Raw genomic sequence first — 20,887 nt, 5'->3', positions numbered from 1 at the left:
ACAGGCGGTCAGGCCTTGGTCTTGTAGCCGCGTCCCCACTGCAGACCCCAGCCGTAGAGCCGGTCCAGCTCGGCCTGGAAGCCGTAGACGAACTTGACCTCGCGGCGGACGATCAGCTCGTCCTTGACCTTCTCGACGCTGAAGACGGCGCAGGAGCGGGCCTGCGGGGCGCGCTCGTCGAGTTCGATCTCGATCCGCGGCCCGTTGCTCGGGTAGAGCGTCACCTTGGCGTGGGTGCGGTCGAAGGCCGGGGTCTGGTCGTAGATGTAGACGAAGAAGAGCAGCCGCTTGATCTCGTCGCGGTGGTCGAGGTTGACGAAGATCGTCTCGCCGGAGGAGCCGCCGAACCGGTCGTCACCGCTCAGGTTCACGTACGGCGCGGCGTTCAGCGATCCGAAGAAGCCGCCGAGCGGCTGGACGACGCCCTTGCTGCCGTCGGCCAGCTCGTACAGGCAGCCGAGGTCCAGGTCGACGTTGACCATGCTCTGGGTGTGCGCCTGGACGACCTCGGGCTTGAAGAGCTTCGAGGGGTGCCGCAGCAGCCGGCCGCTCTGCCGGGAGCGGCCCTCGATGTCGGAGGTGCGCATCCGCCAGGAGAGGTTGACGCGCAGATTGCCGGTGGCGGCCCCCTGCTGGGTGAGGGAGACCGTCGGGCGGCGCTTGGTCAGGTCGATGGAGTTGCTGGCGGCGCTGCCCGAATCGAACTGCGCCCACGCCCTCCCCGGAAACAGGCCGTCCCAGAAGCCCATGCGCCCCACCCCCCACTCGAAACCTGGTCATACGCGACGGGGCGGCCGGGTGCACCGGCCGCCCCGCAGTGAAGCGTTCCTCATTGCCCGGGGTGTCACACCCCGGACGACACCTCGGTCTTGCCCGGGGAGTCAGCGTTTCCCTCGGCCGCCGCCAGGGCCCTGTTGCGGCGGACGGAGGACCAGAAGGACCAGCCGATGAGGGCGACACCGATGAGGCCGGTGACGAGCTCGGGGATCTGGTACCGGATGCTGACCATGAGGATCATGGCGAGGGCGCCGATGGCGTAGTGGGCGCCGTGCTCGAGGTAGACGTAGTCGTCGAGGGTGCCCTGGCGGACCAGGTAGACCGTCAGCGAACGGACGTACATGGCACCGACGCCGAGGCCGAGCGCCATCAGGACGATGTCGTTGGTGATGGCGAAGGCGCCGATGACACCGTCGAAGGAGAACGACGCGTCGAGGACCTCGAGGTAGAGGAACATGAAGAAGGCGGCCTTGCCGGCCAGCTGCACGGCGGAGACCTTCTTGCCCTCGCGCTTGGCCTCTTCCTCGGCCTCGTGCTCGCGCTCCTCTTCCTCCTCCAGCTTGTTCTCGAAGAAGCCGGAGAGACCGCCGACGATCAGGTACGTGATGAGGCCGAGGACGCCCGAGAGCAGGACGGTCGACGTCTTGTCGGCGTGCCCGGCGTGCTGGTGGGCCTCGGGGGCGAAGGCCATGGCGCTGATCGCCAGGACGATCAGGGCGATGCAGACCGACAGCATGTCGATCTTGCCGAGCTTGGCCAGCGGCCGCTCGAGCCAGCCGAGCCACTTGATGTCGCGGTCCTCGAAGATGAAGTCGAGGAAGATCATCAGCAGGAACATTCCGCCGAAGGCAGCGATCGACGGGTGCGCGTCGGTCACGAGCTGCTCGTAGCGCTCGGCGTCGTTGAACGCGAGATCGACGGCCTCGATGGGGCCGATCTTGGCGCTGATCGCGACGATGACGACGGGGAAGACCAGCCGCATGCCGAAGACGGCGATCAGAATGCCGATCGTGAGGAAGATCTTCTGCCAGAAGGCATTCATCTTCTTCAGGATTCCGGCGTTGACCACCGCGTTGTCGAAGGACAGCGAGATCTCGAGGACGCACAGGATCGCGACGATCCCGAACGCTTCCCACCCCCCGTAGAACACCGCTGCGACCAGACCGAGCGCCGTGATGGCGAACGACCAGCCGAAGGTTTTCAGTACCACTGTCTACCCCATCGTCTTAAGTACGCGGCTTTACGAAACGTTGACCCCGAAGTCTAGAGCGATGCCCCGGAGGCCGGACGCGTACCCCTGCCCCACCGCCCTGAACTTCCATTCGCCGCCGTACCGGTACAGCTCGCCGAAGATCATCGCGGTCTCGGTGGAGGCGTCCTCGGAGAGGTCGTAGCGGGCGAGTTCCTGGCCGTCCGCGCGGTTCACCACGCGAATGAAGGCATTGCTGACCTGGCCGAAGGTCTGGCCACGGTTGTCGGCGTCGTGAATGGAGACCGGGAAGACGATCTTGTCGCAGTGGGCCGGGACCTTGACCAGGTCCACGATGAGCGACTCGTCGTCGCCGTCACCCTCGCCGGTGAGGTTGTCACCGGTGTGCTCGACGGAGCCCTCGGGGCTCTTGAGGTTGTTGTAGAAGACGAAGAACTCGTCTCCGATCACCCGGCCCGACTGGCACAGCAGGGCGCTGGCGTCGAGGTCGAAGGGGGCTCCCGTGGTGGAGCGCGCGTCCCAGCCGAGGCCCACCAGCACCTGGGTGAGGTTGGGTGCGGCCTTGGAGAGGGAGACGTTGCCTCCCTTGGCGAGCGTGACGCCCATGTGTGTGTCCTCCCCGGTGAAGCTGCGGTGGTCCCGCCGATGGTCCTGCTCGTGGTCCTGCTGGTGCCGCTGGTGCCGTTCATGGCCCTGCTCGTGAGGCACGTCCGGCGCCGCACGGGGTGTGCGGCGCCGGACGTGTCAGTGGTGCGCGACTCAGACGTTGACGCCGAAGTCGGCGGCGATGCCGCGCAGGCCCGAGGCGTAGCCCTGGCCGACCGCGCGGAACTTCCACTCGTCGCCGTTGCGGTACAGCTCGCCGAAGACCATGGCGGTCTCGGTCGAGGCGTCCTCGGAGAGGTCGTACCGGGCGATCTCGGCGCCGCCGGCCTGGTTCACGACGCGGATGAACGCGTTGCGGACCTGACCGAACGACTGCTGGCGGTTCTCGGCGTCGTAGATCGAGACCGGGAAGACGATCTTGGCGACATCGGCGGGCACCGTGGCCAGGCTGACCTTGACCTGCTCGTCGTCACCCTCGCCCTCGCCGGTGAGGTTGTCACCGGTGTGCTCGACCGAGCCGTCGGCGCTCTTCAGGTTGTTGAAGAACACGAAGTCCTGGTCGTTGCGGACCTTGCCCTCCGCGCTGACCAGAATGGCGCTGGCGTCGAGGTCGAAGTCCGTACCGGTGGTGGTGCGGACGTCCCAGCCCAGACCGACGGTGACGGCGGTCAGGCCAGGGGCCTCCTTGGTCAGCGAGACGTTGCCGCCCTTGCTGAGGCTGACTCCCACGAGTCCCTCCATGTGGTTTCCAGGGGCAGCGCCCCCGTCGTGCGTTGGCATTCGGATCAACGAGTGGATCCTAGTGACGGGTTCCCGAGCTGGACAGACGATTCGCCCCGGTTCCCAGAGAGTGTCGGGTTCTCGGAGGATGTCGAGTTCTCAGAGGGTGTCGAGCGCCTTGACGTAGTCGTCGATGTCGCGGGCGTCCGGCAGGTCGTTGACGACGCTCCACCGGACGAGACCCTCCTTGTCGATGATGAAGGTGCCGCGGACGGCGCAGCCCTTGTCCTCGTCGAAGACGCCGTAGGCGCGGGAGGCCTCGCCGTGCCGCCAGAAGTCGGAGAGCAGCGGGTACTCCAGGGCCTCCTGCTCGGCGAAGACGCGCAGGGTGTGGATCGAGTCGGTGGAGACGGCGAGGAGCTGGGTGTCGTCGTTGACGAACTGGGGCTGGTTGTCGCGCAGCTCGCCCAGCTCGCCGGCGCAGACGCCGGTGAAGGCGAACGGGTAGAAGAGCAGGACCACGTTCTTCTCGCCGCGGAAGTCGGACAGGCGCACGGTGCGGCCGTGGTTGTCCTTGAGCTCGAACTCCGGGGCCTTGGTCCCGACCTCGATCGCCATGACGGACGATTCCCTTCACTGGGCCGAATCAGTGATCCCACCCTACGGCCCCCGAGGTGAGCGCCCCGACGCACGGAGCCCCCGCCGAACGGGTCGGCGGGGGCTCCGGTGCAGCGTGGGGATCAGCGCTTCGGGGCGGCCAGGCGGGTGCCCGACCAGTCCTTCGCGACGCTGATGCTCTTGGTCTGGGAGAGACCAGCAGTCTGCGCGGCATCTTGAATGTCGCTCGGCTCGACGTAGCCGTCGCGGCCGGTCTTCGGCGTCAGCAGCCAGATGTTGCCGCCGTCGTCCAGGAAGCCGATGGCGTCCACCAGGGCGTCGGTGAGGTCTCCGTCCTCGTCGCGGAACCAGAGGAGGACGGCGTCGGCGACGTCGTCGTAGTCCTCGTCCACGAGATCCTGACCGATGGTGGACTCGATGCCTTCACGGAGATCCTGGTCGACGTCGTCGTCGTAACCGATCTCCTGGACCACCTGTCCGGGCTCGAACCCCAGCCTCGCTGCCGGGTTGGTCCGCTCCTCCGCGTGGTCCGCGGTCGCGCTCACGGCTTGCCTCCTGATCGTGTATCGGAAAATGCTTCGGCCACGCGCGTACGCGCGGCACTGGCCGTAGTCCACACGGGCGGGGCGGATCGCGCAAGTACCCGGCCGCCGAGACCGCCGAAACGGTGACGTTTGGGGCCGTCTCGCCGCATCTTCCGGGCCGGTTCCACTCCGCTCCGTGACATATGGCACACGCTTCGTCCTGCTTTGTCGACTTCTGCGGCTTCAGTCTGCCGAACGTTCTGACGAAACGCATGCGCGGGTTGGGCGTAAGGTTGCGATTTGACCCGCCCAGGCACCCCACGGGGGTTACCCCTCGGTAGAGATGACGTTTGACTCCGACGGGGTACACGATGGACTTCCCGGCCGGCGTCCCGGCCTCCGTGGGCTCCACCGAACAGCGAAGGAACAGCGTGGCTTCCGGATCCGATCGCAACCCGATCATCATTGGCGGCCTTCCCAGCCAGGTCCCGGATTTTGATCCCGAAGAGACCCAGGAATGGCTCGACTCCCTCGACGCCGCCGTCGACGAGCGAGGCCGCGAGCGGGCCCGCTACCTGATGCTCCGGCTCATCGAGCGCGCCCGCGAGAAGCGCGTCGCCGTGCCGGAGATGCGCAGCACGGACTACGTCAACACCATCGCGACCAGGGACGAGCCGTTCTTCCCCGGCAACGAGGAGATCGAGCGCAAGGTCCTCAACGCGACCCGCTGGAACGCGGCGGTGATGGTCTCGCGCGCCCAGCGCCCGGGCATCGGGGTCGGCGGCCACATCGCCACCTTCGCCTCCTCCGCCTCGCTGTACGACGTCGGCTTCAACCACTTCTTCCGGGGCAAGGACGAGGGCGACGGCGGCGACCAGATCTTCTTCCAGGGCCATGCCTCGCCCGGCATCTACGCCCGCGCCTATCTCCTCGACCGGCTCGGCGAGACGCAGCTCGACGCGTTCCGCCAGGAGAAGTCGAAGTTCCCGAACGGCCTGTCCTCGTACCCGCACCCGCGGCTGATGCCGGACTTCTGGGAGTTCCCGACCGTGTCGATGGGCCTCGGCCCGCTCGGCGCGATCTACCAGGCCCGGATGAACCGCTACATGGAGGCGCGCGGCATCGCCGACACCTCCAACTCGCACGTCTGGGCGTTCCTCGGCGACGGCGAGATGGACGAGCCCGAGTCGCTCGGCCAGCTCTCCATCGCCGCCCGTGAGGGCCTGGACAACCTGACCTTCGTGGTCAACTGCAACCTCCAGCGCCTCGACGGCCCGGTGCGCGGCAACGGCAAGATCATCCAGGAGCTGGAGTCGCAGTTCCGCGGCGCCGGCTGGAACGTGATCAAGCTGATCTGGGACCGCTCCTGGGACCCGCTGCTGGCCCAGGACCGCGACGGCATCCTGGTCAACAAGCTGAACACCACGCCCGACGGCCAGTTCCAGACGTACGCCACGGAGACCGGCGCGTACATCCGCGACCACTTCTTCGGCGACGACCAGCGGCTGCGCTCGATGGTCGAGGGCATGTCGGACCACCAGATCCTGCACCTGGGCCGTGGCGGTCACGACCACAAGAAGATCTTCGCGGCCTTCGCGGCGGCCAAGGCCCACAAGGGCCAGCCGACCGTGGTGCTCGCGCAGACCGTCAAGGGCTGGACGCTCGGCCCGAACTTCGAGGGCCGCAATGCGACCCACCAGATGAAGAAGCTGACGGTCGACGACCTCAAGCGCTTCCGCGACCGCCTGCACATCCCGGTCACGGACGCGCAGCTGGAGAGCGGCCTGCCGCCGTACTACCACCCGGGCCGGAACTCCGAGGAGATCCAGTACATGCACGACCGCCGCAAGGCGCTCGGCGGGTACGTCCCGACGCGTGTGGTGCGCGCGAAGCCGCTGGTCCTCCCCGACGAGAAGACCTACGCCCCGGTGAAGAAGGGCTCCGGCCAGCAGTCGATCGCCACCACGATGGCCTTCGTCCGGCTGCTCAAGGACCTGATGCGGGACAAGGAGATCGGCAAGCGGTTCGTGCTGATCGCCCCCGACGAGTACCGCACCTTCGGCATGGACTCGTTCTTCCCGAGCGCCAAGATCTACAACCCGCTGGGCCAGCAGTACGAGGCCGTGGACCGCGAACTGCTCCTGGCGTACAAGGAGTCCCCGACCGGTCAGATGCTGCACGACGGCATCTCCGAGGCCGGCTGCACGGCCTCGCTGATCGCGGCCGGTTCGGCCTACGCCACGCACGGCGAGCCGCTGATCCCCGTCTATGTCTTCTACTCGATGTTCGGTTTCCAGCGGACCGGCGACCAGTTCTGGCAGATGGCCGACCAGCTCGCGCGCGGCTTCGTGCTCGGTGCCACCGCGGGACGTACGACGCTGACCGGTGAGGGCCTCCAGCACGCGGACGGCCACTCGCACCTGCTGGCCTCGACGAACCCGGGCTGTGTCGCCTACGACCCGGCGTTCGGCTTCGAGATCGCGCACATCGTCCAGGACGGCCTGAAGAGGATGTACGGCCCCGACGCCGAGGACGTCTTCTACTACCTGACCGTCTACAACGAGCCGATCCAGCACCCGGCCGAGCCCGAGAACGTGGACGCCGAGGGCATCCTCAAGGGCATCTACCGCTACAAGGCGGGCGAGGCCGGCGCGATCCCCGCGCAGATCATGGCCTCCGGTGTCGCCGTGCCGTGGGCGGTGGAGGCGCAGCGGATCCTCGCCGAGGAGTGGAACGTCCGCGCCGACGTCTGGTCGGCCACGTCCTGGAACGAGCTGCGCCGCGAGGCCGTGGAGGTCGACCAGCACAACCTGCTCCACCCGGAGGAGGAGCAGCGCGTCCCGTACGTGACGCGCAAGCTGTCCTCGGCGCAGGGCCCGTTCGTGGCGGTCTCCGACTGGATGCGCTCGGTGCCGGACCAGATCTCCCGCTGGGTGCCGGGCACGTACACCTCGCTCGGCGCGGACGGCTTCGGCTTCGCGGACACCCGGGGAGCGGCCCGCCGCTTCTTCCACATCGACGCCCAGTCGATCGTGCTCGCGGTCCTCACCGAGCTGGCCCGCGAGGGCAAGGTCGACCGGTCGGCCCTCAAGCAGGCCATCGACCGCTACCAGTTGCTCGACGTCGCGGCCGCCGACCCGGGCGCCGCGGGAGGCGACGCGTAACGGCGCACGCGCGCGGTGCGGGTGCGGGGGCATGTGCGCCCCCGCACCCCCCATACGATTCCCGGCATGAAGGAACGCTGGGAGAAGCGCACCCAGACGCCACTGCTGATCCTGGCAGTGGCGTTCGGCATTGCCTACGCCGTACCGATCGTGGCGCCGGACGCCACCCCCTGGATCCACGAGTTCTGTCTGGCCGTGGAGTGGGTGGTGTGGGGTGCGTTCGCGCTCGACTACGCCGTCCGGCTGGCACTGGCTCCCAGCAAGCGGCACTTCGTCCGCCACCACCCCCTGGACCTGCTGGCCGTACTGCTGCCGCTGGTGCAGCCGCTGCGGCTGCTGCGCCTGGTCTCGACGCTCCTCCTCGTGGGCCGGCGGGCCCGGATGGCCCCGCAGATAAGGCTGACCACCTATGTGGCGGGCGCGGTGGTCGGGCTGATGATGTTCGGCTCGCTGGCCGTGCTCCAGGTGGAGCGGTCCGCCCCGGACGGCAACATCAGGACGCTCGGCGACGCGGTCTGGTGGTCCTTCACCACGATGACGACCGTGGGGTACGGAGATCACGCCCCGACCACGGGACTCGGCCGCGTCCTCGCGGTGGGGCTGATGCTCTCCGGGATCGCCCTGCTCGGTGTGGTGACCGCCAACATCGCCGCCTGGTTCATCTCCCGCTTCGAGCGGGACGACGCCGTCGAGCGCCGGCAGACCGAACTCCTGGAGGCGCTGACCGCGGAGGTGCGGGAGCTGCGCGCCGAGCTGTCCCGTCTCTCCGCCGCCGCCCCCGCGCCGAGCGCCGCGCCCACCGGAGTGCCGAGCGCCGTGCCCCTGCAGGGGGAGCTTCCTAGCGCTCCCAGATCTTGAAGGCTCTGATCTCGTACGGACTTCGGGGCACCCAGGTCCCGCGCCCGGGGTAGGTCTCGAACTCGCCCGTCTCCGCGCACTGGACCGACTGGTACGTGGTGACCGGCCGCCCCGTCCGGTTGGCGAGGGCCCTGGCGCTCACGCCCGCAGGGAGGGCGACGCAGCTGTCGACGTCGGTGTCGGCCAGCTCGTACGTCCACGCCCGGCCCCGGAACTCCTCCTTGGGCCAGAGGCAGAGCTGCCCGGGCCCGCAGTCACCGAGCCTGGACGCGGCCGTGGACGCGGCGGTCGCCGGTGGGGCGGTGGCCGCCGTCAGCAGAGTGACCGCCAGTGCGGTCAGAAGAAGCAGGTGAGCCGGTCGTGCGTGCTTCGCGCTCATGTCGGTGAACCCCCCGATTCGTCACTCTCTTCGTAACTCTCTGTAATCAGAACTCTGGCCGACGTCACCGCCTGTTGGGAAGAGGCCAAGGCTTGATTCACCCGGACAGGTGAAAGCCCCGCCGGGCAGACCCGACGGGGCTTTCGGTCGCGCACACGAAACGCGAGGTCGGAGGTCAGATGTGGGCCGCGCCCGCACCCGCCTCCGCGTTCTCGCCGCGCTTGGTCAGCGTGGCGACCAGGGCCGCGACGACGGCGACGACACCGGCGACGGTGAACGCGAGGCCCATGCCGTCGAGGAAGGTGTCGTGGATGACGCCACCGATCTGGTCGAGCATGTCCGGGGTCATCTGGGGCGCCTGGGCCAGCTGCGGCGGGACCATGCCGAACTCGGCGGCCTCCTCCAGACCGGGCGCGGGCGCGCCCGGGAGCCCCGCGGCCGTCCAGTTCAGGGCGAACGCGCTGGAGACCTTGGAGGACATGACCGCGCCGAGCACCGCCGTGCCGAGCGCGCCGCCGACCTGCATCGCGGCCTGCTGCAGACCGCCGGCCACACCGGAGAGCTCCAGCGGGGCGTTGCCGACGATGACCTCGGTCGCGCCGACCATGACCGGGGCGAGGCCGAGGCCGAGCAGCGCGAACCAGAGCGACATCGTGAGCGTGCCGGTCTCCGCGGAGAGCGTCATCATGCCGAACATCGCGACGGCGGTGCAGACCATGCCGCCCACCAGCGGGATGCGCGGGCCGAACCGGGTGATCAGCGCGCCGGCCAGCGGCGAGGAGACGATCATCATCGCCGTCAGCGGCAGCAGGTGCAGACCGCTGTCGATCGGGCTCAGGCCCTTGACGCCCTGGAGGTAGAAGGTCACGAAGAACAGGCCGCCCATGAAGGCGAAGGCCATCAGGACCATCAGCACCACACCGGCCGAGAGCGGCACGGAGCGGAACATCGCCAGCGGGATGAGCGGCTCCTTGACCTTCGTCTGCCAGACGGCGAAGACGACGAAGAGCAGGACCGAGGCGGCCAGGCAGCCCACGGTGTTGCCGCTCGCCCAGCCCCACTCGGCTCCGGCCTTGATGAGGCCCCAGACCAGGGACCCCATCGCGCCGGAGAGCAGCACGATGCCGAGGATGTCGAAGGAGCGCGGGGCGTTCTCGGCGCGGTGGTCCTTGAGGATCACCAGGCCGAGGACGAGCGCGAGGACGCCGACCGGCACGTTGATGAAGAAGACGGACTGCCAGCTGACGTGCTCGACGAGGAAGCCGCCGAGGATCGGGCCGCCGGCCGTCGAGGCGCCGATGACCATGCCCCAGATGCCGATGGCCATGTTCAGCTTCTCGGCGGGGAAGGTGGCGCGCAGCAGGCCGAGCGCGGCCGGCATCAGCAGGGCGCCGAAGAGGCCCTGGAGGACGCGGAAGGCGATCACGAGCCCGATCGAGTCCGAGAGGCCGATCGCCCCGGACGCGGCGGCGAAGCCGGCGATGCCGATGAGGAAGGTCTGGCGGTGGCCGAACCGGTCACCGAGCTTGCCGGCCGTGATCAGGGCCACGGCGAGCGCGAGCAGGTATCCGTTGGTGATCCACTGGAGCTGGTCGAGCGAGGCTCCGAGGTCGGCCTGGATGGCGGGGTTGGCGATCGCGACGATGGTGCCGTCGAGAGCGACCATCATCACGCCGGCGGCGACGCCGAAGAGGGTCAGCCAGGGGTGGCCGCGCAGGCCTTTCGACGGAGCCGGGACGGGGCTCCGATCACCCCCCTGACCCTGCGGGGCCTTTTCCACGGTGGTCTGACTAGTCATGCGAATCAGGCTAATGTCAGCCACTGACAATTGACAAAGCAATTCATCCGACAGTAACTGTCACTTAGCTCACAGGTACGCTGAGCAGCGCGAAGCGGCGGAAAGTGACGGAAAGAGGACCAGCCGGTGACGATTTCCGGTCTACGGGAACGGAAGAAGCAGCGCACACGGAACGCGCTGCTCCGAGTGGCCCTCGAGTTGTTCACGACCCAGGGGTACGAGCAGACCACCGTGGACGAGATCGCCGACGCGGTCGAGGTCTCCCAGCGCACGTTCTTCCGCTACTTCGCCTCCAAGGAGGAGGTCGCCTTCGCCGTCCAGCAGACGGTCGAGGAGCGCTTCGTCCAGGCGCTGGCGGAGCGGCCCCCCGAGGAGGGCCCGCTCGACGCCCTGCGCAACGCGGTGCTCAGCGCCTGGGACAGCATCGGCGAGGCGATCATGGAGGTCGTGCCCGTCGAGCTGTACTTGCGGACCTTCCAGATGATCGAGTCGACCCCGGCGCTGCTCGCCACGCACCTGCGCCGCTCCATGGAGATGGAGGAGGCCGTCGCCCGCCTCGTCGCCGCGCGCGAGGGCGTCGACGTGGACGAGGACCCCCGGCCCCGGATCGTGGTGGCCGCGTTCAGCGGCGTCATGCGGGTGACCGGCCAGCTCTGGGGCCGCGGCACGGACCTGAGCCTGGAGGGCATCCGCGCCCTGACCGAGCACTACATGGACCACCTGGGCCCCGCGCTGGCCCGGGACTGGCGGAGCTGAGCCCCACACCCCCGGCGGGACTCCCACCCGTCCCCCGTTCGTATACGAAGCCGAGCCGTGGGCCGCCCCCCTACGGCGTACACGCACCGAGCCGTGGACCGTCCCCGTACGGCGCACACGCGCCGCGCCATGGACCGTCCCCCTACGGCGCACACGCACGGGGACATGGACCGCCCCGTACGGCGTACACGCACCGGGCCGTGCCCCGTCCCGTACGGAACGTCACCGCGGCCCGCCTCGCGGCGTGATCCCCCTCACTCGGCCGCCCGGGCCGCCGCGCGCGTCTCCTAGGGTGTGGCGCAGTGACTTCCTTCGACTCCTCCCCCACGCTCTCCGTCTGGCGCCTGCTGCTCGCGCTCGCCGTGGTCCTCGTGATGCTGGCGACCACCGGCTGGACCACGATCAGCCATCAGCGCGGGCCAGGGGAGTCCCGCGAGGCCGCGCTCGTCTCCTGGGCGCACGGCAGGATCGGCCACCGCGAGCTGCCCGACCCGGCGGGCCCCACCCGTACGATCGCCGCCTTCTTCGCCTCGATCGGGCCCTCGCAGGGCGCCTTCCTCGCCGACGCGCACCCCCTCGTCGTCGGGAACCTCGACGGCGCTCCGGTCACGCTCCGCTACCGCGCCAACCGGGTGTCCCTGGAGCGGGCCCTGGACGCCGAGCGGCAGCGGATCGAGAACGCCCGGCTGACCCCCGACGGGCGCCGCGAGGCCGTGCGCCGGGCCCACCGGTTCGCCTCGCTCATGGAGCCCGGCCGGCAGATCCTCTCCTTCGACCCGACCGGCGGCGGCCGCATGGCCGAGGTCCTCGGCGATCTGGAGCGGGCGCGGCGGGTCTCGGTGATCGTGCCGGGCGTCGACACCAATCTGCTCACCTTCCAGCGGACCGCCCGCCGGTACTCGGCCCCCGTCGGCATGGCCCAGTCGCTGTACGCGGCCGAGCGCAGGGCCGCGCCCGGGAGCCGTACGGCCGTCATCGCCTGGGCCGACTACACCGCGCCCGTCGGGGTCGGCATCGACGCCGCGATGGGGCGGCTCGCCGAGGCCGGGGCGGTGCGGCTCGTACGCATGACGGACGCGCTGCCCGGTGACGCGCGCGTCAGCCTGTTCTGCCACAGCTACGGCTCGGTGCTGTGCGGCGTCTCCGCCGCGCGCCTGCCCTCCCGGGTGACGGACGTCGTCGTGGCCGGGAGCCCGGGGATGCGGGTGGAGCGTGCCGCCGAGCTGTCCACCCGGGCCCGGGTGTGGGCCATGCGGGACGCGGACGACTGGATCGCGGACGTGCCGCACCTGGAGGTCGGCGAACTCGGGCACGGGGCGGATCCGGTGGAGCCGGAGTTCGGGGCGCGGCTGCTCTCGGCGGCCGGCGCGAACGGGCACACCGGCTACTTCGAGCCGGGCACCGGGAGCCTGGACAACTTCGCCGCCATAGGAGTGGGCTCGTACGGGAGCCTGACCTGCGCGAGCGCCGACAGCGCGTGCCGCCGGGGGATCTCCGGCGCGGACGAGGGCTGACCCGGTCTGACGAGGCACGATGCGGACTGATGTAGTCCACATCATCCCTGCGCCCGCCGACCGCCGGCGCAGGGGCGACGCGCGGGCGCACGCGGCCTACGATGAGGCGCATGGGTGATGTGCTGGCCGGAATTCATGCCACCTGGGAGTTCGAGAGCGACGCGGTCGTCATCCGGTTCGAACGGGGGATGCGCACACCGAAACTCTTCCAGGCGCTCGGCGAACGGCGCGTCCCGCACGAGGCGTTGGCGTCGGTGACGCTCACTCCCGGCAAGCGGGGCACCGTCGTGCTGCACGCGGTGCCGCGCCGGGGCGCCGATCCGCTGATGGAGGCGGCCGCGGGGCAGTTGAGCGAGGCGGGCGACCCGTACCGTCTCGTGCTGCCGGCGGAGCGGGAGACACTCGCCGAGTACTACCGGGACGAGCTGCGGGAACGGCTGGTCGGCGGACCCGGTGAGGAGCCCGCCGACGGCTTCCTGGTCGCCGCCCGGCAGGGACCGCAGTCCTTCAAGGCGTACGACGGCACGGCGAGCTTCGACGGTGCGTCGGAGGTGTCGTTCCGCTGGTTCTGGACGGGCGCGTCCACGGAGAAGTGGAAGGCGGGCGACCAGAGGTTCTCGGTACGGGACCTCAGCGGGGTCGAGTGGCGCTCGCCGGACGTCTTCGACGGGCACCTGCGGCTGCTGCCGCGCTCCGGGGAGCCCCGGGCCACCCAGGCGGACCGCGACCCGGCGGCGGTCGTCTTCGGCCTCGGCTACGGCCCGGTCCACAAGTCGCTGCCCTTCGCCGCGGCGGTCCTGGCGGCGATCCGGGGCGCGGGCCGGACGGCGCCGTCCCCCGTGGACGCCCTGCCGGAGGCGCGCGACCCGGCGGGGATCGCGGAGCGCATCCGGCAGTTGGGGGAACTCCACCGGGCCGGACTGGTGACGGACGACGAGTTCGCGGCGAAGAAGGCGGACCTGCTCGCCGAGCTGTGAGCAACCGCCTTCTCCGGGCGCGCGCCCCACGAGGCGGAACTGCTCCGGGAGCCGTGAGGGCACTTCTCCGAGTGCCCGCCCCACGGGACGCCGGGGCACGCCGGGGCACCCCGGAGCACCCCGGGGCGTCCCGCCTCATACCTCGGTATCACCCGCCGGACCGCCCCTCGGTATGACGTCCGGCCGGGTCGGGCCTGCCTAACCTGGACCGGCCATGAAGAAGACACCCCTCTCCCCCGGCCTCGTCGCACGGATCGCGCCCGCACGCAGGGCCGTGCGGTCGTTCGGCGCCGCCCTCGCGACGCCCACCGAGCCCGGCGCCCCGCTCTTCGCCGATGCCGGCAGGCGGTGGCTGAGGCTGCTCCCGTACGTCGTCGCGCTCGGCTTCGTCTGCTCGCTCCTGCCCGTCACCGTCACCGTCCTCATGCAGGACTACGGCGTGAACGGCGCCCTCGCCGGGGCGCTCGCCACCGCGCAGACCGCGCCGCTGCTGCTCGCCGTCACCCGCCCCCTGCAGGCCTGGTGGATCATCGGCGTCGCCGATGTCCTCGGCGCGATCGTGCTGCTCGGCGGCGACGGTCCCGGGGGCCGGTCCTGGCCGTGGACGCCGATGGTCGTCGTCGGCTACCTGGCCCTGATGCTCGCCCTCGCGCTCCGCGAGTCCCGCAAGGCGCTGCTCGCGGTGTGGCTGCTCACCGGGGCGGCCGGGTTCCTGCTCGTGGCGCTCGCGCCCGCGGACGACGACGGGGTCCACATCCTGCTCTTCGTCCTGAGCGGGATCATCCTGCTCCTGACGGCCGCGCTGCGCGAACGCGGGGACGCCGAGCGCCGCACGCTGGAGGAGCGGGCCAGGACCACGCTCCTGGAGGAACGGGCGCGGATCGCCCGCGAGTTGCACGACGTGGTGGCGCACCACATGTCCGTGATCACCGTGCAGGCGGACTCGGCGCCCTATCGGATCCCGGAGCTGCCGGAGGCCGCGCGGGAGGAGTTCGCCTCGATCGCCGCGAGCGCGCGGGAGTCGCTCACCGAGATGCGGCGGCTGCTCGTGGTGCTGCGCAGCGAGGGCACGGAGGGCGAACGGGCGCCGCAGCCAGGGCTCGACCGGGTGCAGCAGCTGATCGAGGCGTCGGTACGGGCGGGGGTGCCGGCCGAGCTGTCCATGGCGGCCCGGCTGGGCGACGTACCGCAGGCGGTGGACCTGTCGGCGTACCGGATCGTGCAGGAGGCGCTGGCGAACGTCGTGCGGCACGCGGCGGGCGCGAAGACCCGGGTGTCCGTCCGCGCCGAGGACGGCGCGCTGCTCGTCGTGGTGGTCAACGGGCCCGCCCCCGGCCCCGCTTCGCCCGTGGAGGGCGGGGACGGCACGGGGCACGGCCTGGTCGGCATGCGTGAGCGCGTACGGTTGACCGGCGGCACGCTGGACACCGGGCCGCTGCCGGACGGCGGCTTCCGGGTCGCGGCCCGGCTCCCGCTGCGTACGGAGGAAGACGGCTCGTGACCATCCGGGTGATCATCGTCGACGACCAGGCCATGGTGCGGGCGGGGTTCGCCGCGCTGCTCGCGGCGCAGGCCGACATCGACGTGGTGGGCGAGGCGCCGGACGGCCGGCAGGGCGTGGAGGTGGCCCGGTCGGCGCACCCGGACGTGGTCCTCATGGACGTGCGGATGCCGGAGATGGACGGGCTCGCGGCGGCGCGGGAGATCCTGGACCCGCCGGTGGGGGTGACGCACCGCCCCAAGGTGCTGATGCTGACCACCTTCGACGTGGACGACTACGTGTACGAGGCGCTGCGCGCGGGCGCGTCGGGGTTCCTCCTGAAGGACGCGCCGCCGGCGGATCTGATCGCGGCGGTACGGGTGGTGGCGGCCGGGGAGGCGCTGCTCGCGCCCTCGGTGACGCGGCGGCTGATCGCCGACTTCGCGGCGTCCCGGCCGGCCCCGCGCGCCGATCGCGCGGCGCTGCGGCTGAACGGCCTGACGCCGCGTGAGACCGAGGTACTGGAGCTGATCGCCCGGGGCCTGTCGAACCAGGAGATCGCGGACCGGCTGGTGCTCGCCGAGCAGACGGTGAAGACCCACATCGGCCGGGTCCTCGCCAAGCTGGACCTGCGCGACCGCGCGCAGGCGGTGATCTTCGCCTACGAATCGGGCCTGGTCACCCCGGGGGACGCAGGGCGCTAGAGCACGCGGCGGAACGGGCCGGACGAACGGGGCCGCCGCCACCTCACGCGCACCGCCCCTGGGGATATCCCCACCCCCGCCCGGGGGTTCGCTCCTCCTCCGCCCCCTACCCCGGTATCAGACGGGACTTGGCCCCCCGGTGTGACGTGCCGTCATGCGTCGTCTTCCTACCTTCCTCTCGCCAACGACGAGAGACACGAAGAGGGAGGGACGCCCCATGCGTCGCTACACGAGGACCCTGGTCACCGCCGCGATCGTCACCACCGTGGTGGCCGGGACCGCGGGATGGGCGTCCGGGAGCGCGCAGCAGGCCGTGACCGGGGCGCCCGTCGGGGCGGAGGCCTGGCGGGCGGACGGGCTGCCCGACCCCGAGCGGACGAGCCCCGCCGGGATCGCCGCGTTCTTCGGCGAGTTGAGCCCGGCCCGGCAGCGGGAACTGGTGCGCGAGCACCCCTCGGTCGTCGGCAACCTCGACGGCGTTCCGCCGCGGCTGCGGTACGAGGCGAACGCCCGCGCCCTCGGCGCCGCGTACGCCGGCCGGCAGGTCCTCGCCTTCGACCCGCGCGGCCGCGGCCAGATCGCCCTCGTCCACGGCGACCTCGCCACCGCCGAGCACGTGGCCGTCGTCGTACCCGGGTCCGACATCGACGCCGGGAACATCCGGCCCCTCACCGACATGGCCGAGTCCCTGCGCCGCGCCACCCACGGCCGTACCGCCGTCATCGCCTGGGCCGGGTACACCACGCCCCTCGGCGTCGGGGTCGACGCCGCGAGCGGCGGCCTCGCCGAGGCGGGGGCCGAGCGGCTGACCCGGCTGACCGACGGGCTCGCGGCGGTCGGTGCGCCCGAGCCGTCCCTGTTCTGCCACAGCTACGGCTCCGTCGTCTGCGGTCTCGCCGCGGACCGGCTCAAGGCCAAGGACCTCGTCGTCTTCGGCTCCCCCGGCATGCGCGCCGCGAACGTCGGCGAGCTGAAGACCTCCGCCCGCGTCTGGGCCGCGAAGGACCCGACCGACTGGATCGACCGGATCCCGAACGTCGAGTTTGCCGGGCTCGGGCACGGCGCCGACCCCACCGACCCCGCCTTCGGCGCCCGCCGGGTCCCCGCCGACGACGCCCAGGGCCACAACGGCTACTTCGCGCCCGGCACGCAGTCGCTCCGCACCTTCGCCGCCATCGCCCAGGGGGACGTCCGATGAACAAGCTCGTCGCACGCATCGAGGCCCGCACGCCCGCCCATCGCGACCGCGCGGTCGACGGTCTGCGCGCCCTGGCCCTGCTCGCCGTGCCGACCGGGCACTGGCTGCTCGGCGGGTTCACGCTCTCCGACGACGGGGCCATCCACAACGCCAGCCCGCTCGCCGCCTTCGGCGGTCTCGCGCCGGTCAGCTGGATCCTGCAGATGCTGGGGATCTTCTTCCTGGTCGGCGGGTACGCCTCCGTTCTCTCCTTCCGGCGCCACGAGGGTTCCACCGGCGCCTGGCTCAAGGGGCGGCTCGCCCGCCTCGGCCGGCCGGTGCTCGGGGTCACCGCCGTGTGGGCCGCGCTCCTGCCGGTGCTGCACTACGGGTTCGGCGTGCCGGGCGACACCCTGCGGACGGCGTCCACGCTGGTGATCCAGCCGCTCTGGTTCGTCGGGGTGTACACGGTCGTCACCGCCCTGACCCCGCTGTGCGTGCGCGCGGCCCGCCGGGCGGGCGTGTGGGCCGCGGCGCCGCTGCTCGGCTCCGTCGCCGTCGTCGACTTCCTGCGCTACGGGCCGTACGCGGACGCCGTGCCGTCCTGGCTCAGCCTGCTGAACATCCTTCCCGGCTGGCTCTTCGCCTACCAGCTCGGCGTCTCCTGGGGCGAGGGCCGGCTCACCCGGCGCCACGCCTGGGGGCTGCTGCTCGGCGGCGCCGCGCTCTTCGCCGCGCTGCTGCTCGCCTTCGGCTACCCGGCGTCGATGGTCGGCGTGCCGGGCGAGGTCCGCACCAACTCCCACCCGCCGTCGCTGCTCGTCCTCGCCCTGGCCGCCGCGCAGAGCGGCGCGGCGATCCTGCTCCGCGACCGGCTCGGCCGGCTCCTGAAGCGGCCCGCGCTGTGGGCGCCGGTCGTGGTGATCAACCTGTCCGCGATGACGATCCTCTGCTGGCACCAGACGGCGATGCTCGCCGCCGCGATCCCCGCCTCGTACGGCGGCGAGGTCCCGGGCCTGGTGGGCGCGCCGGACTCGATCGGCTGGATCCTCGCCCGGCTGGCGTGGATGCCGCTCTTCGCGAGCCTGCTGGTCCTGATCGGCCGGTACACGCGCCGCTTCGAGTCCCCGTGGACCCGGACAGGACCCGCCCGCCGCACGGTGGCGGGGCTCCTCGCGGCGGGCTTCGCGATGTTCGCGCTGGGGCTCGCGTGAGCCCCGGCGGGGGGCTACTTCTCCCGGGTCACCGAGGTGAAGGACATGTCCGGGTAGCGGTCGCCCGCGACCTGCGCCGCGATCGGCTCCAGGGCGGCGAGTTCCTCCTCGGTGAGCGTGATCCGCGTGGCCGCCGCGTTCTCCAGGAGCCGGCTGCGCTTGCGGGTGCCGGGGATGGGGACGACCGTCAGGCCGTGGACGGCGGCGCGCTGCTGGACCCAGGCCAGGGCGATCTGCGCCGCCGCGGCCCCGCGCTCGGCCGCGATCGTGTGGAGGGGCGCGAGGAGGGCCGTGTTCCGTTCGGCGTTCTCGCCGCTGAACCGGGGCTGGTGCCGGCGGTAGTCGCTGTCCGACAGCTCCTTGGTGGCGTCCGCGAACGAGCCGGTCAGAAAGCCCCGGCCGAGCGGCGAGTACGGCACGACCGTCACGCCGAGCTCGGCGGCGGCGCCGACCGCGCTGCGCTCGACGTCGCGCGAGAAGAGCGACCACTCCGACTGCAGGGCCGCGATCGGGTGCACGGCGTGGGCCTCGCGGAGTTCGGCGCCGGTCACCTCGCTCAGGCCGAGCTGCCTGACCTTGCCCTCCTTCACGAGCTCCGCCATCGCCCCGACCGACTCCTCGAAGGGGATCTCCGGGTCGCGCCGGTGCATGTAGTACAGGTCGATCGTCTCGATGCCGAGGCGGCGCAGGCTGGCCTCCACGGCCCGCCGGACGTACGCGCGGTCGTTGCGCACGGCCCGGTGGCCCGGGTCGTCGGCGCGCCGCTCGACGGCGAACTTGGTGGCGAGGACGACCTCGTCGCGGTGGCGGGCCAGGAACGGCGCGAGGAACTCCTCGTTGGCGCCGCTGCCGTAGATGTCGGCGGTGTCGATCAGGGTGACGCCGGCCTCCAGGGCGGCGTCGAGGGTGTCGCGGGCGGCGGCCTCGTCGGTGTCGCCGTAGAACTCGCTGATGCCCATGGCGCCGAAGCCCTGGACGCCGATCTCGGGCCCGTCCTGGCCGCCGAGCCGTACCGTGTCGATCTTGGTGATCATGGGGTGGTGCCTCCGGAAAGGGTTCCGTAGTGTCCGATCTTGATGTCGAGCACGGCCAGCGCGTCCTGCAGCTCCCCGATCCGGGCGAGGACGTCCCGCCGGGTGCTCTCCAGGAGTTCGCGGCGTTCGTCGCGGGTGTGGTCGCCCTCCCGGATCAGCTCGGCGTACCGCACCATGCCGGCGACCGGCATCCCGGTCAGCCGGAGCTTGCCGACGAACGCCAGCCAGTCCAGATCGCGCTGGGAGAAGCGGCGCTGCCCGGTGTGCGAACGGTCGACGTGCGGCATCAGACCGATCCGCTCGTACCAGCGCAGGGTGTGCGCCGTCAGCCCGGTCAGGGCGGCGACCTCGCTGATGGTGAAGTGGGCGGCGCCGTTCTCGATCACGCTCATGACCTCCACGCTAGGACCTTCGAGCGCACTCGAAGCAAGTAGGCTCGGCCCCATGTCGTTGCAGAGCCTGGCGTTGACCGAGAACTGGCCCGTCCCCACCGCGGCCGCCGCCGTCGTCCGCGCGGACGGCACCCTGGCCGGGTCGTACGGCCCCACCGGGCAGCGGTTCCCGCTGGCCTCGGTCACCAAGCCGCTGGCGGCGTACGCCGTCCTCGTCGCGTACGAGGAGGGGGCGGTCGACCTCGACGAGCCCGCAGGGCCCGAGGGGGCGACGGTCCGGCACCTGCTGGCGCACACCTCCGGGCTCGCCTTCGACGAGCAGCGGGTCATGGCCGCGCCGGGCACCCGCCGGATCTACTCCAACACCGGCTTCGAGGCGCTCGGCGACCATGTCGCCAAGGCGACCGACATCCCGTTCGCGGACTACCTCCACCAGGCCGTGCTGGAGCCGCTGGGCATGAGCGCGACGACGCTGGAGGGCTCGCCCGCCAAGGACGGCGTCTCGACCGTGGACGACCTGGTGCGGTTCGCCGCCGAGGTGCAGGCGCCGCGGCTGCTCGACCCGCGCACGGTGCTCGACGCGATGACGGTGACGTACCCCGGCCTGACCGGCATCCTGCCCGGCTACGGCCACCAGCGGCCGAACGACTGGGGGCTCGGCTTCGAGATCAGGGACGGCAAGTCGCCGCACTGGACGGGCGCCTCGTCCTCGCCGCGCACCTTCGGGCACTTCGGGCAGTCGGGCACGTTCCTGTGGATCGACCCGGACGCGCGGGCGGCGTGCGTCGCGCTGACCGACCGGCCCTTCGGGACGTGGGCGGTCGAGGCGTGGCCGCCGTTCACGGACGCGGTCCTCGCAGAGCTGCGCGCCGGGGCCTGAGCCACACCTGAGGCCCTAGGGCCTGTCCGGTGGATCAGGGCCGGACAGGCCGCGGCGTCTGGTGCGGTGCATCGCAAGGCGCCGGAGCGTCTCGATAGCGGAGCT

General features: G+C 71.3%; 20 protein-coding genes. 10 read left to right on the top strand and 10 right to left on the bottom strand.

The window, feature by feature from the left end:
- Positions 1–8: 8 nt before the first annotated feature.
- The 6 genes from AB0E14_RS25465 to AB0E14_RS25440 all read right to left on the bottom strand — a co-directional run bounded on the left by AB0E14_RS25465 (position 9) and on the right by AB0E14_RS25440 (position 4,476).
- On the bottom strand, positions 9–749 hold the full coding sequence (locus AB0E14_RS25465) for a Tellurium resistance (protein WP_362422435.1): 741 nt from the start codon (positions 747–749) through the stop codon (positions 9–11).
- A 95-nt stretch (positions 750–844) separates the two neighbouring features.
- Positions 845–1,987 (bottom strand): DUF475 domain-containing protein, encoded by a 1,143-nt coding sequence (locus AB0E14_RS25460; protein ID WP_362422432.1) that lies wholly within the window; start codon positions 1,985–1,987, stop codon positions 845–847.
- Between the two features lie 30 nt (positions 1,988–2,017).
- Entirely contained in the window at positions 2,018–2,593 is a 576-nt protein-coding gene (locus AB0E14_RS25455) for a TerD family protein (RefSeq protein WP_362422546.1), read from the bottom strand.
- 153 nt (positions 2,594–2,746) lie between these two features.
- A complete protein-coding gene (locus tag AB0E14_RS25450) occupies positions 2,747–3,322 on the bottom strand; it encodes a TerD family protein (protein WP_158986948.1) in 576 nt (191 codons plus the stop codon).
- 150 nt (positions 3,323–3,472) lie between these two features.
- Entirely contained in the window at positions 3,473–3,931 is a 459-nt protein-coding gene (locus AB0E14_RS25445) for a peroxiredoxin (protein ID WP_362422427.1), read from the bottom strand.
- Positions 3,932–4,053: 122 nt separating this feature from the next.
- The gene (locus AB0E14_RS25440) at positions 4,054–4,476 is read right to left on the bottom strand and encodes a DUF3052 domain-containing protein (protein ID WP_362422424.1); all 423 of its coding nucleotides are present in this window, start codon (positions 4,474–4,476) and stop codon (positions 4,054–4,056) included.
- A gap of 410 nt (positions 4,477–4,886) precedes the next feature.
- Between AB0E14_RS25440 and aceE the strand changes: the two genes are divergently transcribed.
- On the top strand, positions 4,887–7,619 hold the full coding sequence (gene aceE, locus AB0E14_RS25435; protein WP_362422421.1) for a pyruvate dehydrogenase (acetyl-transferring), homodimeric type: 2,733 nt from the start codon (positions 4,887–4,889) through the stop codon (positions 7,617–7,619).
- 66 nt (positions 7,620–7,685) lie between these two features.
- Positions 7,686–8,477 carry a potassium channel family protein gene (locus AB0E14_RS25430; RefSeq protein WP_362422418.1) on the top strand — a complete coding sequence of 264 codons (792 nt, stop codon included), beginning with the start codon at positions 7,686–7,688 and terminating at the stop codon, positions 8,475–8,477.
- On the opposite strand, the gene AB0E14_RS25425 is transcribed toward AB0E14_RS25430, so the two are convergent.
- Both AB0E14_RS25425 and AB0E14_RS25420 read right to left on the bottom strand, forming a co-directional pair.
- On the bottom strand, positions 8,458–8,856 hold the full coding sequence (locus AB0E14_RS25425) for a peptidase inhibitor family I36 protein (protein ID WP_362422415.1): 399 nt from the start codon (positions 8,854–8,856) through the stop codon (positions 8,458–8,460). The genes AB0E14_RS25430 and AB0E14_RS25425 overlap by 20 nt on opposite strands.
- 175 nt (positions 8,857–9,031) lie before the next feature.
- Positions 9,032–10,654, bottom strand: coding sequence for an MFS transporter (locus AB0E14_RS25420; RefSeq protein WP_362422413.1), 1,623 nt, complete (start codon positions 10,652–10,654; stop codon positions 9,032–9,034).
- Between the two features lie 126 nt (positions 10,655–10,780).
- Here AB0E14_RS25420 and AB0E14_RS25415 point away from each other — a divergent pair, with 126 nt between their 5' ends.
- The 7 genes from AB0E14_RS25415 to AB0E14_RS25385 all read left to right on the top strand — a co-directional run bounded on the left by AB0E14_RS25415 (position 10,781) and on the right by AB0E14_RS25385 (position 18,476).
- Positions 10,781–11,410, top strand: coding sequence for a TetR family transcriptional regulator (locus AB0E14_RS25415; protein ID WP_362422410.1), 630 nt, complete (start codon positions 10,781–10,783; stop codon positions 11,408–11,410).
- A 302-nt stretch (positions 11,411–11,712) separates the two neighbouring features.
- Complete coding sequence (locus AB0E14_RS25410) at positions 11,713–12,924, top strand: alpha/beta hydrolase (protein ID WP_362422407.1); 1,212 nt, start codon at positions 11,713–11,715, stop codon at positions 12,922–12,924.
- A gap of 101 nt (positions 12,925–13,025) precedes the next feature.
- A complete protein-coding gene (locus AB0E14_RS25405; RefSeq protein ID WP_362422404.1) occupies positions 13,026–13,901 on the top strand; it encodes a DUF4429 domain-containing protein in 876 nt (291 codons plus the stop codon).
- A 214-nt stretch (positions 13,902–14,115) separates the two neighbouring features.
- Positions 14,116–15,402 carry a sensor histidine kinase gene (locus AB0E14_RS25400; protein WP_362422401.1) on the top strand — a complete coding sequence of 429 codons (1,287 nt, stop codon included), beginning with the start codon at positions 14,116–14,118 and terminating at the stop codon, positions 15,400–15,402.
- Positions 15,399–16,085, top strand: a complete 687-nt coding sequence (locus tag AB0E14_RS25395; RefSeq protein ID WP_362422398.1) for a response regulator transcription factor — start codon at positions 15,399–15,401, stop codon at positions 16,083–16,085. Before AB0E14_RS25400 ends, AB0E14_RS25395 begins: the two co-directional genes overlap by 4 nt.
- Positions 16,086–16,302: 217 nt before the next feature.
- Entirely contained in the window at positions 16,303–17,283 is a 981-nt protein-coding gene (locus AB0E14_RS25390) for an alpha/beta hydrolase (RefSeq protein WP_362422395.1), read from the top strand.
- Positions 17,280–18,476 carry an acyltransferase gene (locus AB0E14_RS25385; RefSeq protein ID WP_362422393.1) on the top strand — a complete coding sequence of 399 codons (1,197 nt, stop codon included), beginning with the start codon at positions 17,280–17,282 and terminating at the stop codon, positions 18,474–18,476. The genes AB0E14_RS25390 and AB0E14_RS25385 overlap by 4 nt, the downstream gene beginning before the upstream one ends.
- A 14-nt stretch (positions 18,477–18,490) precedes the next feature.
- Here AB0E14_RS25385 and AB0E14_RS25380 read toward each other — a convergent pair whose 3' ends face one another.
- Together AB0E14_RS25380 and AB0E14_RS25375 are read right to left on the bottom strand one after the other, a co-directional pair.
- Entirely contained in the window at positions 18,491–19,510 is a 1,020-nt protein-coding gene (locus AB0E14_RS25380) for an aldo/keto reductase (protein WP_362422390.1), read from the bottom strand.
- A complete protein-coding gene (locus AB0E14_RS25375; RefSeq protein ID WP_362422387.1) occupies positions 19,507–19,902 on the bottom strand; it encodes a MerR family transcriptional regulator in 396 nt (131 codons plus the stop codon). The genes AB0E14_RS25380 and AB0E14_RS25375 overlap by 4 nt, the downstream gene beginning before the upstream one ends.
- Positions 19,903–19,954: 52 nt before the next feature.
- On the opposite strand from AB0E14_RS25375, the gene AB0E14_RS25370 reads away from it, so the two are divergent.
- Complete coding sequence (locus tag AB0E14_RS25370) at positions 19,955–20,782, top strand: serine hydrolase domain-containing protein (RefSeq protein WP_362422384.1); 828 nt, start codon at positions 19,955–19,957, stop codon at positions 20,780–20,782.
- Positions 20,783–20,887 lie beyond the last annotated feature (105 nt).

Origin of the sequence: Streptomyces sp. NPDC047981 (assembly GCF_040653315.1) — a bacterium.
Lineage (GTDB): Bacteria > Actinomycetota > Actinomycetes > Streptomycetales > Streptomycetaceae > Streptomyces.
Note: the sequence above shows the minus strand (reverse complement) of the source record. Positions and strands in the feature narration are given on the sequence as shown.